The sequence below is a fragment of the Prevotella veroralis genome, from assembly GCF_018127765.1.
Lineage (GTDB): Bacteria > Bacteroidota > Bacteroidia > Bacteroidales > Bacteroidaceae > Prevotella > Prevotella veroralis.
The window spans coordinates 85,832-101,061 of record NZ_CP072331.1; the positions used below are offsets into that span (position 1 = coordinate 85,832).

The 15,230-nt window shown below is 40.4% G+C and carries 10 protein-coding genes, 1 pseudogene and 1 CRISPR repeat array (1 of these 12 cut by a window edge); of the genes and pseudogenes, 9 read left to right on the forward strand and 2 right to left on the reverse strand.

What is annotated here, in order from left to right; all coding sequences use genetic code 11:
* Nucleotides 1-29 precede the first annotated feature (29 nt).
* From J5A55_RS08590 to J5A55_RS08630, 9 genes are all read left to right on the forward strand, one after another.
* On the forward strand, nt 30-1,262 hold the full coding sequence (locus J5A55_RS08590; RefSeq protein WP_004384717.1) for a glycoside hydrolase family 27 protein: 1,233 nt from the start codon (nt 30-32) through the stop codon (nt 1,260-1,262).
* 68 nt (nt 1,263-1,330) lie between these two features.
* A complete protein-coding gene (locus J5A55_RS08595) occupies nt 1,331-2,614 on the forward strand; it encodes an acetylxylan esterase (RefSeq protein ID WP_004384718.1) in 1,284 nt (427 codons plus the stop codon).
* Between the two features lie 20 nt (nt 2,615-2,634).
* Complete coding sequence (locus J5A55_RS08600; RefSeq protein WP_004384719.1) at nt 2,635-3,912, forward strand: glycoside hydrolase 5 family protein; 1,278 nt, start codon at nt 2,635-2,637, stop codon at nt 3,910-3,912.
* A 7-nt stretch (nt 3,913-3,919) separates the two neighbouring features.
* Complete coding sequence (locus tag J5A55_RS08605; protein WP_004384720.1) at nt 3,920-6,235, forward strand: glycoside hydrolase family 3 N-terminal domain-containing protein; 2,316 nt, start codon at nt 3,920-3,922, stop codon at nt 6,233-6,235.
* Nucleotide 6,236: 1 nt separating this feature from the next.
* Nucleotides 6,237-7,334, forward strand: coding sequence for a glycoside hydrolase family 26 protein (locus J5A55_RS08610; protein WP_039851614.1), 1,098 nt, complete (start codon nt 6,237-6,239; stop codon nt 7,332-7,334).
* A gap of 26 nt (nt 7,335-7,360) precedes the next feature.
* A complete protein-coding gene (locus J5A55_RS08615; RefSeq protein WP_004384722.1) occupies nt 7,361-8,524 on the forward strand; it encodes a glycoside hydrolase family 130 protein in 1,164 nt (387 codons plus the stop codon).
* Complete coding sequence (locus J5A55_RS08620) at nt 8,521-9,921, forward strand: MFS transporter (RefSeq protein ID WP_004384723.1); 1,401 nt, start codon at nt 8,521-8,523, stop codon at nt 9,919-9,921. The genes J5A55_RS08615 and J5A55_RS08620 overlap by 4 nt, the downstream gene beginning before the upstream one ends.
* A 2-nt stretch (nt 9,922-9,923) precedes the next feature.
* On the forward strand, nt 9,924-11,120 hold the full coding sequence (locus J5A55_RS08625) for an AGE family epimerase/isomerase (RefSeq protein ID WP_039851638.1): 1,197 nt from the start codon (nt 9,924-9,926) through the stop codon (nt 11,118-11,120).
* Between the two features lie 75 nt (nt 11,121-11,195).
* On the forward strand, nt 11,196-12,086 hold the full coding sequence (locus tag J5A55_RS08630; RefSeq protein WP_039851618.1) for a helix-turn-helix domain-containing protein: 891 nt from the start codon (nt 11,196-11,198) through the stop codon (nt 12,084-12,086).
* Nucleotides 12,087-12,630: 544 nt separating this feature from the next.
* Here J5A55_RS08630 and J5A55_RS12365 read toward each other — a convergent pair.
* Together J5A55_RS12365 and J5A55_RS08635 are read right to left on the reverse strand one after the other, a co-directional pair.
* Nucleotides 12,631-12,922: pseudogene (locus J5A55_RS12365) on the reverse strand (transposase); the annotation flags it as partial.
* Nucleotides 12,923-13,205: 283 nt separating this feature from the next.
* A complete protein-coding gene (locus tag J5A55_RS08635; RefSeq protein WP_234396101.1) occupies nt 13,206-13,412 on the reverse strand; it encodes a helix-turn-helix domain-containing protein in 207 nt (68 codons plus the stop codon).
* 872 nt (nt 13,413-14,284) lie between these two features.
* A CRISPR array of direct repeats spans nt 14,285-15,230; the repeat unit is 47 nt; unit sequence GTTGTGATTTGCTTGAAAATATGTACCTTTGTGGTAGCAACAACAAC (it continues 8,616 nt past the right edge of the window).

A 15,230-nucleotide genomic window follows, 5' to 3' on the forward strand; every position in this document is an offset into this window, starting at 1 on the left:
CGTAAATATCTAAAAACTAAAATTGATAAATGAAGATGAATAGAAGATTCCTTTTAACAATCCTATTACTTCTACTTCTCCCTGTAATTGGAAGAGCACAAACAAGAGAGAGTCTATCACTGACACCACAGATGGGGTGGAGCTCATGGAACAATTTTCAAGGCAACATTAATGAAGATATTATAAAGAGCATAGCCGATGCCATGGTGGCAAGCGGACTAAAAGATGCTGGTTATACATATATAAATATAGACGATTGCTGGCATGGTAAACGTGATGCTGATGGATTTATACAGGCTGACCCTAAGCATTTTCCACATGGAATAAAGGCTCTTGCCGACTATGTTCACTCACGTGGACTAAAGTTAGGTATCTATAGCGATGCCGGTTCTGAAACATGTGCAGGTCGTCCAGGTTCATTAGGTCATGAGTATCAAGATGCTTTGCAATATGCCCGTTGGGGGATTGATTATCTGAAGTATGACTGGTGTAATACAACCAATGTTAATGCACAAGGTGCTTACCAACTAATGCGTGATGCCATTCAGGCTGCTGGTCGACCTATTTTCTTCTCTATGTGTGAGTGGGGCGATAACCACCCTTGGCGCTGGGCAAAGGGTATTGGCGACTCATGGCGTATAGGACCAGATATTTGGTGTTCGTTTGATTCTACGCACGTATTCCCAACGTATATACAATGTAGCATCATAGACTGTATCAATCGTAATGACAGCCTGCGGAGCTATGCAGGACCTGGACATTGGAACGACCCAGACATGTTAGAAGTAGGAAATGGTTTATCAGTCAATCAAGACCGTGCACACTTCACTATGTGGTGTATGATGGCGAGTCCACTTATTCTTGGAAATGATGTACGCAATATGAGTGATGAGACGAAAGCTATCTTAACTAATAGAGACCTTATTGCTATTGATCAAGATAAACTTGGAGTACAGGGACTTCGTTTCCTCATTCGTGAGGGACTCGAATATTGGTTCAAGCCTTTATCCAATGGAGATTGGGCAATGACCATCTTTAATCCTACACGTCAATCGCTCTCTTGTTCACTCAATTGGCAAGACTTCAATCTTACAGATAAAGAAGTAAGCAAGAGAAGTACAGCCTTTGATCAGCATGTTTATAAGATAAAGAATTTATGGACTGGACGAATGGAAGGGAAAACAACGCTCAAATCAAAAATTGAACGTAAAGTGTCAGTTCCTGCACAAGATGTGATAACTTATCGTTTAATAAAACAATAGTTTAAGTCTGAGAGAAGCATTTATGTTTTTTCTCTCCACATTCATAACCTACACAACTAATAAAGATAATGAAACGGTTAATATTTATCTTCAGCTTTCTATTGCTGATAAGTTTTAATCTCTGTGCACAGATACGCGGAAGTGAGATTGCAGTAATGGTTCAACCCGATCATGCAAGTTGGAACTATCGTTTAGGGGAGAATGCTATCTTTAAGGTAACTGTACTGAAAGAGGGCTGTCCTCTCCCCCAAGCGAAAGTTGATATAGAGGCTGGACCAGTTATGTATCCTGATGTAAAACAAAAGGATGTTGTCTTGCGGGATGGCACGACTACTTGGAAAGCGTCTATGAAGACAGCTGGTTTCTATCGGCTGAAAGTTGTGGCGCACATCGGTAATAAGACACATGAAGGCTTGTGTACAGTTGGTTTTGCACCAGAGACGCTCCAGCCAACAGACAACTGTCCTGCAGACTTTGATCAATTCTGGACAAAAACATATCAAGAGGCAAGTCAATATCCACTTGATGCTCATCGTCGTCTTTTACCTGAGCGCTGCACCGATCGTGTAACGGTTTATGAAGTAAGTTTCAATGGGATTAATTCTGGTAGCCGAATCTATGGTATCCTTTGTATTCCAACAGCATTCAAGGAACCACGTCCTGCACTACTTCGTGTACCTGGGGCAGGTGTTAGACCTTATCAAGGTGATATATATATGGCTGACCGCGGAGCTATTACACTCGAAATAGGTGTTCATGGCATACCTGTCACGATGCAGCAGCAGGTGTACGATGATCTCCTGCATGGTGCATTAAATGGTTATTGGGAAGCTAATCTTGATAACTTGTATCAAATGCCATATAGACGTATATTTATTGGAGCATTGAGAGCTGTAGATTATCTTACCCAGTTACCTGAATGGGATGGGAAAACGTTAGGTGTAACAGGCTCAAGCCAAGGTGGAATGTTATCATTGGTATGTGGAGCCCTGCACCCAAAGGTCAGTTTTATAGGTGCTGTTCATGCTGCCATGTGCGACCATACAGCCTCTCTACATGGTAAGGCTTGCGGTTGGCCACATTATTTCTATGGTCAGAAGAATCCTGACAGTAAGAAAGTAGTTAATAGTGGGTACTTTGATGGAGTAAATTTTGCACGTAGGCTGAAAGTTCCATGCTGGATTTCATTTGGATATAACGATGAGGTTGTCCCACCGAACACTACCTATGCCACTTATAACGTTATAAAGAGTATGAAGACGTTAAGTGTTTATCAGGAGACAGGTCATTATTGGTTCCAAGAACAATGGGACGAATGGGAGGAGTGGATAGCCAAAGAATTGAAACTATAATCATGTAACTTCAAGAAGTTATGCGAAGTGTAAGATATTTCCTTTTAGTCATTTGTCTTCTTTGTGCAGTTTCTATAAAGGCACAGTCTTTTGTCACTGTTGAGAACGGAAGGTTTTGTTGTAATGATAAGCCCTATACTTTCATAGGTGCAAACTATTGGTATGCAGCTATTTTAGGTTCAACAGGAAAGGGCGGAAATCGGAGAAGACTAAATAAAGAACTTGATGAATTGAAACGGCTTGGCATCACAAACCTCCGTATTTTAGTGGGTAGTGATGGGGATGATGACTCGAAATGGAAAGTTAAGCCAGTTCTTCAGACAGCACCAGGTGTGTATAATGACTCTCTCCTTGCAGGACTTGATTATCTTATGCTACAGCTACAGGCTCGCAATATGGTAGCTGTTCTCTACCTGAATAATTCATGGGAGTGGAGTGGCGGCTATGGCTTCTATCTGGAAAATGCTGGTGCAGGGAAGGCAGTGCAACCTAATGTAGCCGGATATCCAGCTTATATGAAATATGCCTCACAATTTGCCACTAACTCCAAAGCACAAGAACTATTCTTCAATCATGTGAAGTTTATTGTCTGTCGTATCAATCGTTATACTGGTAAACGATACATTGATGATCCATCCATCATGTCATGGCAGATAGGGAATGAGCCTCGTGCTTTTGATAAGGCACTCCTCCCTGCTTTTGAAGGTTGGCTTTCTAAGGCTGCAGCTTTGATAAAGAGCCTTGATAAGAACCACTTGGTAAGTGTCGGGTCAGAAGGTGCATGGGGTTGTGAAGATGATTACGATGCTTGGCAGCGAATCTGCTCAGATCCAAATATCGATTATTGTAACATACATATATGGCCCTATAATTGGGGGTGGGCAAAACAAGATTCGCTAACGCAACATCTGAAGAATGCTGAAGCAATGTCAAAAGAGTATATTGAACGGCACTTGGCAATCTGCAGGCAACTGAATAAACCCCTTGTGGTGGAAGAGTTTGGATATCCAAGAGATAGGTTTTCTTTCTCAAAAAAATCAAGTACGACGGCACGTGACGCCTATTATAACTTCATTTTCTCACTGATGAAAGCTGATATTTCAAGAAGTGGATACTTTGCTGGTTGTAATTTCTGGGGTTGGGGTGGACATGCACAGCCACGGCATGAACAATGGCAGGCTGGTGACGACTATACTGGTGACCCTGCACAAGAACCCCAAGGACTTAACTCGGTATTCTCTACGGATAAGAGTACACTTAAAGTCATCAAAACAGCAATTACAAATCAATCTAAATAATCAATGAATGATGAGACAACTATTGACAATAGCCATTATGGCAATAACAATGAATGCAATGGCAGGAATAAAGGAACAACCTATTTATAAGAACCCGAAAGCAAGTATTGAGCAACGTGTCAATGACCTCTTGAGCAGAATGACGCTCGAAGAGAAAGTAGGACAGATGAATCAGCTTGTGGGTATTGAGCATTTTAAGCAGAATTCAGCCTCAATGACGGCAGAAGAGTTGGCAACAAACACAGCAAGTGCCTTCTATCCTGGCGTTACAGTAAAGGACATGGAGGATTGGACACGACGTGGACTTGTTTCATCGTTCTTACATGTGTTAACCATGGAAGAGGCAAACTACTTACAGAAACTCAGTATGCAAAGCCGTTTACAAATACCTCTTCTCATCGGTATTGATGCAATTCATGGTAATGCAAAATGTAAAGGCAATACTGTTTATCCAACAAATATTGGATTGGCATCATCGTTTGATGTGGATATGGCTTATAAAATAGCTCGACAAACAGCTGAAGAGATGCGTGCAATGAATATGCATTGGAATTTCAACCCGAATGTTGAAGTGGCTCGTGATGCACGATGGGGACGTTGTGGTGAAACCTTTGGTGAAGACCCTTATCTGGTAACCTTAATGGGGGTAGCAACAAACAAAGGTTATCAGCGTAATTTAGATAATGTACAGGACGTATTAGGTTGTGTAAAACATTTCGTAGGAGGGTCATATTCTATCAATGGAACAAATGGTGCACCATGTGAAGTCTCTGAGCGCACCTTACGGGAAGTATTCTTCCCACCTTTCAAGGCAGCTATTCAACAAGGAGGAGACTGGAATGTGATGATGTCACATAATGATTTGAATGGTGTACCTTGCCATACAAATAGTTGGCTTATGACTGATGTCTTGCGTAAAGAATGGGGATTCAGAGGTTTCATTGTAAGTGACTGGATGGATATTGAGCATTGTGTGGACCAACATCGCACTGCTGCCAACAATAAAGAGGCTTTTTATCAGAGTATTATGGCAGGAATGGATATGCACATGCATGGACCAGAATGGCAAACAGCTGTAGTTGAATTAGTGAAAGAGGGTAGAATACCTGAAAGCAGAATAGATGAAAGCGTCAGACGAATATTGACTGTGAAATTTAGACTGGGACTCTTTGAACACCCTTATAGTGATGCAAAAACACGTGACCGTGTTATCACCGACCCTGAACACAAACGCACAGCTTTGGAAGCATCACGTAATAGTATCGTCTTGTTAAAGAATGAGAATGACCTATTACCACTCGATGCACAGAAATATAAAAAAGTATTGGTGACTGGTATCAATGCTAACGACCAAAATATTATGGGTGATTGGAGTGAACTTCAACCAGAGGATCAGGTTTGGACTGTCTTACGCGGATTGAAAAGTGTCTCACCAACTACGGATTTCAAGTTCGTTGATCAAGGCTGGGATCCACGCAACATGTCGCAAGCACAAGTTAATGCAGCTGTAGCTGCAGCCAAAGACTGTGACCTTAATATTGTTTGTTGTGGTGAATATATGATGCGCTTCCGCTGGAATGAACGTACTTCAGGAGAAGACACTGATCGTGACAATCTTGACCTTGTAGGACTACAAAATCAACTGATACAACGATTGAATGAAACAGGAAAACCTACTATTGTTGTTATTATCAGTGGTAGACCACTCAGCCTTCGTTATGCAGCAGAGCATGTTCCTGCTATTATCAATGCGTGGGAACCTGGACAGTTTGGAGGACAGGCGATTGCAGAGATAATATATGGTAAGGTAAATCCCTCGGCTAAACTTGCTATGACTATACCACGAAGTGCAGGACAAATATCAACATGGTATAACCATAAACGTTCTGCTTTCTTCCATCCCGCTGTGTGTACAGATAATAAGCCGCTCTATCCTTTTGGATATGGACTGAGTTATACAAGTTTCCGATATAGTAATTTGAAACTTAGCAAACAAATTATTCCAAACGATGGTAAAACTCAGATAATAGCGAGTGTGACCATTGAGAATACTGGTCAACGTGATGGTGTGGAGATTTGTCAATTGTATATTAACGATCTTGTATCATCGGTCTCTCGTCCTGTGAAAGAGTTAAAGGATTTCCTACGTGTGGAATTAAAGGCAGGAGAGAAGCGCACTGTTGAGTTTACTATTACACCAGATAAACTGGCTTTCTATGATCTCAATATGAACCCAATAGTAGAAGCTGGTGAGTTTGAGGTTATGATAGGTGGAAGTAGTCGTGATGAAGATTTACAAAAAGCAACCTTTACAATTCAGTGAAATGAGAAAAGTTATCCTTATTATAGCAATAGCTTTGCTAACAATTAATGCAGTAGCGCGCAAGAATATGCAGAAGACACCAGCAGAACAACTTATCGAATGTCTACAACAACTTAGAAAGTATGGTATAATGTTTGGTCATCAAGATGCTCTTTTCTATGGAACAACATGGAAATGGGAGTATGGAAGAAGCGATGTAAATGATGTTTGTGGTGATTATCCAGCAGTACTCGGTTGTGAACTGGGAGGATTGGAGTTGGGCAATGAGAAGAATTTGGACGGTGTCCCATTCGCTAAAATGCGCCAACAAATTATAGAACATTACAAGAAAGGAGGCATTATCACCATCAGCTGGCATCCTTATAACCCTGTAACAGGACAGAATGCTTGGAACACAGAGGGTGATGCTGTGGTAGCTGTTCTTCCTGGGGGTAAGGAGAATGTGAAGATGAAGTTGTGGCATAAACGATTAGCCTCTTTCTTTAAGTCACTTAAGGATAATAAGGGTAATAGCATCCCTGTTATTTTCCGTCCATGGCATGAGATGAGTGGCAGCTGGTTTTGGTGGGGATATCAACAATGCACCCCTGAACAGTATAAGGCTTTATATCAACTTACGTATAACACGATGAGACAAGCTGGTCTGTCTAACATTGTTTGGAGTTATTCGCCCAATGCACAGGCTGATGACACCGCTGAACATTATTTCCGATTTTATCCAGGCGATAAATATGTTGATGTGTTAGGTGTTGATTTATATCAGAATAATGGCAGACAAGACTTTATAAACCAATGTCAGAATGAGATGCAAATTATGTCAGCCTATGCAAAGAGTCATAATAAGCTGTATGCATTAACAGAGGCTGGCTACCGGAATACACCTGATGAGAAGTGGTACACATCAACGCTCTTACCAGGTATTAAGGGATTCAAACCATGTTATGTTCTACTTTGGCGAAATGCGTGGGATAATGCAGAGGAGAATTTCGGACCAGCTCCAGAGAAGGCATGTGCAAAAGATTTTAAAGAGATCTATAAACAAGGTGCATTCCTATTTCGTAGTCATTTGGAGAAATACACTGAAAAAAAGGAAATGTAATAGTCACAAAAATAATCAAAACGAATATGTCAATATTTAATTCAAAATTAAAAGAGATTAAGGATAGACATGAATCTTTACTGTCTATGCCAAACCACATGATAGAGAATGGTAATGGTATTTACGAGCGTTATACTAATCCCATTCTAACCGCAGAGCATACACCGCTGGAATGGCGATATGATATGGACGAGAAAACTAACCCCTTCCTGATGCAACGCATCATGATAAATGCAACTCTCAACGCTGGAGCTATGAAATGGGGAGATAAGTACCTATTGGTCGTCAGAGTGGAAGGGGCTGATCGCAAGAGTTTCTTTGCTGTGGCAGAAAGTCCGAATGGTGTGGATAATTTTCGCTTTTGGGAGAAACCAATCACTATGCCTGATACGGAGACACCTGCGACAAATATCTACGATATGCGTCTAACACAGCATGAGGACGGATATATCTATGGTGTGTTCTGCGCAGAGAGACACGATGATAGTCAGCCTGGTGATCTTTCTGCAGCTACCGCTACAGCAGGAATAGCACGTACAAAGGATTTGAAAACATGGGAACGTTTACCAGATCTTATCTCACCGAGCCAGCAACGTAATGTTGTACTTCATCCTGAGTTTGTAGATGGGAAGTATGCTTTCTATACACGCCCGCAAGATGGATTTATTGATACTGGTTCTGGCGGTGGCATTGGTTGGGCTTTAGTTGATGATATTACACATGCTGTTGTGCGTGAAGAGAAAATTATTAATGCACGCCATTACCACACCATCATGGAACAAAAAAATGGTGAAGGTCCCCACCCTATTAAGACTCCACAAGGATGGTTGCATCTTGCACATGGCGTGAGAGGTTGCGCCAGTGGATTGCGCTATGTTCTCTATATGTATATGACTGCTTTGGATGATCCTACACGTGTGATAGCACAGCCAGGAGGTTATCTCCTTGTACCCGAGGGGGGCGAATATATAGGTGACGTCATGAATGTAGTCTTCTCAAATGGCTGGATTGCTGATGAGGATGGGCGTGTGTTTATCTATTATGCTTCTTCTGATACACGTATGCACGTGGCAACATCAACTGTGGAAAAATTAGTTGATTACTGTTTACACACACCGCAAGATGGCTTTACTACAGCAGCAAGTGTAGAAACAATTAAGAAACTCATTGCTAAAAATCGTTCATTATGAAGATACATCTTAGCGAAAAGATAGGCTATGGACTGGGCGATATGTCGTCATCCATGTTCTGGAAACTGTTTGGAGCTTATCTTATGATTTTTTATACTGATGTGTTTGGTATCTCGGCAGCAGTCGTTGGAACCATGTTCGCCATTACGCGTGTATGGGACTCTTTTTTTGATCCCATTGTTGGCGTTATGGCTGATCGAACCACATCACGTTGGGGACATTTTCGACCTTATCTGCTCTATCTTGCTTTGCCATTCGGGTTGATTGGCATATTGACTTTTCTGACTCCTCCATTTGGCGAGACAGGAAAGATAGTATATGCCTTTATTACCTATGCACTAATGATGATGGTCTATTCGGCTATCAATGTGCCTTATGCCTCATTGTTGGGAGTAATGAGTCCTGATTCTGCCGACCGAAACACGTTAGCCACTTATCGCATGACATTTGCTTATATAGGCTCGTTCTTAGCTTTATTACTCTTTATGCCATTGGTAAACGCTTTCAGCGGTAATGATAGCCATAGCTCTGTGTATGGCTGGCTTACTGCACCACAGTTTGGTTGGCTAATGGCTGTTGTAGTAATTGCTATTGTGTGCATTCTGCTTTTCTTAGGTTGTTTTGCACTGACAAGGGAACGTGTGAAATCTGTAAAGAAAGAGAAAACATCCTTGAAGACTGATATTTGCGACCTATTGCATAACCGACCATGGTGGATTCTGCTTGGTGCAGGTGTTGCCTCGCTGGTCTTTAATTCTATACGTGATGGAGCCACCGTTTATTATTTTAAGTATTATGTTGACGAGACTTCTGTTGGTAGTATTACGTTTTTAGGGCTTCCGTTTGTTCTTAGTGGACTTTACTTAGCTGTTGGACAAGCTGCCAATATATTAGGAATAATTCTTGCAGCTCCTATCAGTAATCGTATAGGAAAAAGACACACCTTTATGGGAGCAATGGCTATTGCTGCTTTACTGAGTATTGGCTTCTTTTGGCTTAATAAGGATCAACTCTTCCTTATTTTCTTGCTACAAACGCTTATCAGCATCTGTGCGGGTAGTATCTTCCCATTGCTTTGGAGCATGTATGCTGACTGTGCTGATTATAGTGAACTGAAAACAGGGAATCGGGCAACGGGGCTGATATTCTCTTCTTCTTCGATGAGTCAGAAATTCGGTTGGGCTTTTGGTACAGCTATAACAGGCTGGATGCTTGCGCAGTTTGGATTTCAAGCTAATGCTGTTCAGTCGGCTGAAACGATACAAGGTATAAAAATGTTCCTCTCTATTTTGCCTGCTATTGGAGCTTTGTTATCATTAGCTTTTATCTTCTTCTATCCTCTTTCAGAAACAAAGATGAAATCAATAACTACTGAACTACAAGAAAAAAGAAAATGATTATGTATAAACTGAAGAAAGAGTTACAAAGCGAACTTACAGAGAATATTCTCCCTTTCTGGTTGAATAAGATGGTTGATGAACATAATGGCGGTTTTCTGGGTAGAATAGATGGGAATGGTAATCCCATACCTACAGCCGAAAAAGGAGCCGTACTAAATGCTCGTATCCTTTGGGCTTTTGCTGCCGCATATAGAGTACTACATAAGCCAGAGTATCTTGAAGGTGCAATAAGGGCGAAGGACTATTTTATTTCTCATTTCATCGACAAGCAAGAGGGAGGTGTATTCTGGAGCTTAGATGCGAAAGGGAATATACTTGATAGCAAGAAACAGACTTATGCTATTGGATTTGCTATCTACGGATTAAGCGAATTTGCACGTGCAACGGGTGATGAAGAATGCTTGATGTATGCAAAACAACTGTATAATGACATTGAGCAACATGCTTTTGACTCTATAAACAATGGGTATGTTGAAGCTTTAACACGTAACTGGCAGCCTATTGCTGACATGCGACTGAGTGATAAAGATGAGAATGGTTCACGAACAATGAACACACATTTGCATATTCTTGAACCTTACACAAATCTCTATCGTGTGTGGAAATCCCCAGAACTGGCTGAACGCATTAAGAATCTAATTAGTATATTCTTACAACGGTTGTATAACCCCAAGACAAACCATTTAGACCTCTTCTTTAATGATGAGTGGGAAGGCAAGCGTAACATACAAAGCTTTGGTCATGATATTGAAGCTGTATGGCTTTTGCATGAGGCTGCATTGGAGTTAGGTGAAAGACAGTTGCTGACAAAAGTGGAGACTGCTATAAAACGTATTGCGATAGCTGCTGATGAAGGTCTACAAGATGATGGTTCTATGATATATGAACGATGGACCGACACAGCAAAAGTTGACAACCAACGTCAATGGTGGGTGATGTGCGAGTGTATCATTGGGCATGTCGACCTTTATCAATATTTTGGTAATACAGAATCTCTCTGTATCGCACAAAGATGCTGGGACTATACTAAGCGGTATATCGTCGACCATAAACAAGGAGAATGGTTTTGGGGCTGTGACGAGAACACACATCCAAACATAATAGACGATAAGGCAGGCTTTTGGAAATGTCCATATCATAATACAAGAATGTGTTTAGAGATAATAGAGCGAGAAGCACTAATCAACAAGGCATAAATCTCTTCTTTCTTCCACAGTGTGGTACGTGCAATAAAGTATTACACCGAGTCGTTATCTAAAAAAATAATTCTTATGGATACATGTGTGTTACACGAAATTACACCTTTGATGGAGACGGATGCCCTTTATATTGCAGATAGGCGTAAAGGGAGCTTTTCTTATCCTGTGCATAATCATGAGGCTTTCGAACTAAACTTCGTAGAGAATGCCGCTGGGGTGGAAAGAATAGTTGGAGACAGTAATGAAGTGATTAGTGACTATGACTTAGTGCTCATCACTAATCCTACACTTGAACATGCATGGCTACAACATGAATGTAAAAGCACAGATATTCGGGAGATAACCATTCAGTTTAATTTCGGAGAAGGGACAAATGCTTACGACCAATTCTTTGGGAAGACCCCGTTTGAAAGTATCAGACGCATGATGAAAGAAGCGAGAATGGGACTGGCTTTCCCTGTTTCTGCAATCATGAAAGTGTATGAAAGGTTGAGCGAACTTAGTCAAATCAACGACCGATTCACTGCGTTGATGGAATTTATTAATATTTTGCATACCCTTTCCTTGACTACTGGTGCACGAACACTTGCCACAACAAGCTATGCACGGGTAAATGTTGAGGACGATAGTAAGCGTATTCTACGTGTAAAGAAGTACATCCTTGAGAACTATAAATATGAACTCCGTTTAAAGACATTAGCTGACTTAGCAAATATGAGTGAGGGTGCATTCTGTCGCTTTTTTAAGTTGCATACTGGGCGTAGATTAAGTGATTATATCATAGATATTCGCTTAGGATATGCCACGCGTATGCTGATAGATACAACAGACACCATATCTGAGATAAGTTTTAAATGTGGATATAACAACTTGAGTAACTTTAACCGTATTTTTAGAAGAAAAAAGGGTTGCTCTCCCACTGAGTTCCGTAATAATCAACACAAGATAAAAATCATAATTTAGTTATATGTTTCTAATCACTCCAAAGTCGTGATTAGAAAATAATGAAAAGTTACTTTTACATTAAACGCACATGTGTAGCATACTTGCTTATAAGGCTCAAAATTGCCAAGTTCCTCAATATTAAAAACAAATGCTAAAAGGCAAAGGATGCCCCCCAGCTCCCCAACATAGTACTTTTTTTAATAGAATGGAAGCCATATATTACCTCTTGTGTTAGAATAATATTATCCCCGTTCGCACTCTTTGTCTAATAGGTTTCCGCATTCTTTCTCACCAGTTCCTCATTCCTTTTTCATGCTTCTTGTGTCTTTCTTATCCGTATCTTTTATTAGTCTCATCATGATGAAACCAGTGTCTCATCGTGATGAAACCAGTGTCTCTTCACGATGAAACTTGTGTCTCATCACGATGAGACTAACATTATATGCGTGTGTAAATGATGCGCAACACGTTAGAAAGGAATGGGGAATAGGTGAGAAAGAATGCTGGAACAGGTGGAAAACGATTCGCAAACAGGTGAGAAAAACTGGGCGAACCTGTCAGTTTAGTATGAAAATAGTTCTACCTGTCGTGATTTTTCTACATATACAGGTAGTGCCTCTGGCTTATTCTCAAAAAAGCAATATGCCGTAAGGGCTGAACATAAGTTCATGATAAAGTTATGTACCGATCGATGTCGTGAATGTACGAGGTTCGCTTTTTTCTTTAGCAGTTCATTAATGCACTCGATGATATTCTTTTCCTTAGCATAATCTTATCCACATAGGCATAAGCTTCTTCTTTGCTTTAAGACAATGAACAAGTTGAATACCTTGACTGAACAGACTTTCTTTTAGAAGAATTTTCTTAAACCGAACTCACGTATACTTGTATATTTACATTCCATAGCATGGTCGATTTGTTGGATTTCGAGGTTTCTGGAAGTCATAAACACACACTCTCTATCCCTCTCTAATACTGTAATTTAGTTTTTGTTACAGTTGCTGTCACTTTTAACATTTACGACAACTCCCTTATAAACAGCATATTGTATCCATTAAAAATATGACCGTAGTGACAGCAACTTTCAAACTAGCATTGCCTTACTTAGTCTTTTCGCCACCAAATCCTTAGCCCTTATCAGAGCACTGCCACAATCTTCCTAATCTTATCCATGCGTTCCATATAAGAGTGGTTACGCTTAGACATGATAATTTCATACCTTGCTTGTAACCGAAGCAAGGGGTCGGCAGCAATGTCCAAAGCCTTTGCTATCAACAAAGCTATTTGTGTGTTAATAGGGCGATGACACACCACTCTATCTATAACAACACTTGCGAAATTCAAAGAAAATATGTACCTTTGTGGTAACAACAACAATAAGTTTCTGACTTTGCCCCTTGATTAAACTAAAAGCTGTGCTATCGGCATGACGGGCTATTTATTATGCCTTATAGAAATGATACATTGGTACAGGCTTTGTCGCTTTGGATTCCTGAGACTAAAGCAAAGTTTAACGACAATATGCAGGAAAATTATCCCTTCATCGTTACGAAAGATATGCCTAGGACAGATTTAGGAAGTAATATTATCAATACGACGTACCCACGTTTTGTTGCACGTTTCGTAGCTTTTAAAACACAATCTAACAACGAACGACTTTCGGAAAGAGACGAGCAGGCACGATTGGAATATTTGCGTCAACGTTTGCTAGCTATAGAGAACGGAAAAGAGGCTGCAAAGAGAAATATGTCGGTGCGCACGTATGTGGAAGTTATCCTTGGACGTGTATATGACGAGGAGTTTGACGAACCGCGCCCAGTGGCAAAGATTCCTGGCTTAAACGCTTATCTAGAGTTGCGTGGTTGTATGGACGAACTAAAGCCTGGTAGTAAAGAAGCCGACCCCGAATTTGCTCTGGAGATCCTTAAAAAAATGTCTGCATGGGCGCAAAATATTTGGAATAGAAAGGATAGGAAGAAATTGGCTTCAGTAAAGACAGAGCAGCAGCCGTTGCCGTCATGGGAAGAGGATTTCAACCCTGCACTTTTCCCAGCTATTTATCCAAAGCATGGAATAGGACTTGATTTAGTCGACCCCTCTCGTAGACCAGAGTTATCTTACGTTCGTACTTCAACCGATGGAACTGGTTATACGCATGAAGATATAGAGAGAATTAAGAGCGTGAAAATGGGTAATATGATTCGTGGTGAGTTCTAGTTGTGATTTGCTTGAAAATATGTACCTTTGTGGTAGCAACAACAACACGGACGGTGAAGCATGGCAGGCTATTGAGTTGTGATTTGCTTGAAAATATGTACCTTTGTGGTAGCAACAACAACGGTTTTAAAGTTGATAAATTTTCCTATTTGTTGTGATTTGCTTGAAAATATGTACCTTTGTGGTAGCAACAACAACTTCACGAGAGTTCTCAAGAGTATCTGAATGGTTGTGATTTGCTTGAAAATATGTACCTTTGTGGTAGCAACAACAACATCAGCATTAATACCATAACCTAAGTAATGGTTGTGATTTGCTTGAAAATATGTACCTTTGTGGTAGCAACAACAACATCAAATTTTTTCATATCACATAATAAATTGTTGTGATTTGCTTGAAAATATGTACCTTTGTGGTAGCAACAACAACTCATATCTTTGACGTTGAGCAGCAGGAGTAGTTGTGATTTGCTTGAAAATATGTACCTTTGTGGTAGCAACAACAACATAAAGATGATATAAATACTATAGCATTTGGTTGTGATTTGCTTGAAAATATGTACCTTTGTGGTAGCAACAACAACCGTTTAGTATTCTTACCGTATTCACAACAGTTGTGATTTGCTTGAAAATATGTACCTTTGTGGTAGCAACAACAACGGTTTTTAGCGTCCTACCGTCCTACATTCCGTTGTGATTTGCTTGAAAATATGTACCTTTGTGGTAGCAACAACAACACATTTGAATTTGGCGACGCGAAATTAGCAGTTGTGATTTGCTTGAAAATATGTACCTTTGTGGTAGCAACAACAACTCGTTATTGTCTGGGTTTACGAATGATGGCGTTGTGATTTGCTTGAAAATATGTACCTTTGTGGTAGCAACAACAACTATGTCATTTGATACTTATGATGAGGACGTGTTGTGATTTGCTTGAAAATATGTA

Excerpts from the sequence above, each read along its gene's own strand:
- J5A55_RS08595 (WP_004384718.1), top strand. The coding sequence starts at position 1,331 with ATGAAACGGTTAATATTTATCTTCAGCTTTCTATTGCTGATAAGTTTT.
- J5A55_RS08620 (WP_004384723.1), top strand. The coding sequence starts at position 8,521 with ATGAAGATACATCTTAGCGAAAAGATAGGCTATGGACTGGGCGATATG.
- J5A55_RS08630 (WP_039851618.1), top strand. The coding sequence starts at position 11,196 with ATGGATACATGTGTGTTACACGAAATTACACCTTTGATGGAGACGGAT.
- J5A55_RS08610 (WP_039851614.1), top strand. The coding sequence starts at position 6,237 with ATGAGAAAAGTTATCCTTATTATAGCAATAGCTTTGCTAACAATTAAT.
- J5A55_RS08605 (WP_004384720.1), top strand. The coding sequence starts at position 3,920 with ATGATGAGACAACTATTGACAATAGCCATTATGGCAATAACAATGAAT.
- J5A55_RS08625 (WP_039851638.1), top strand. The coding sequence starts at position 9,924 with ATGTATAAACTGAAGAAAGAGTTACAAAGCGAACTTACAGAGAATATT.
- J5A55_RS08600 (WP_004384719.1), top strand. The coding sequence starts at position 2,635 with ATGCGAAGTGTAAGATATTTCCTTTTAGTCATTTGTCTTCTTTGTGCA.
- J5A55_RS08615 (WP_004384722.1), top strand. The coding sequence starts at position 7,361 with ATGTCAATATTTAATTCAAAATTAAAAGAGATTAAGGATAGACATGAA.
- J5A55_RS08590 (WP_004384717.1), top strand. The coding sequence starts at position 30 with ATGAAGATGAATAGAAGATTCCTTTTAACAATCCTATTACTTCTACTT.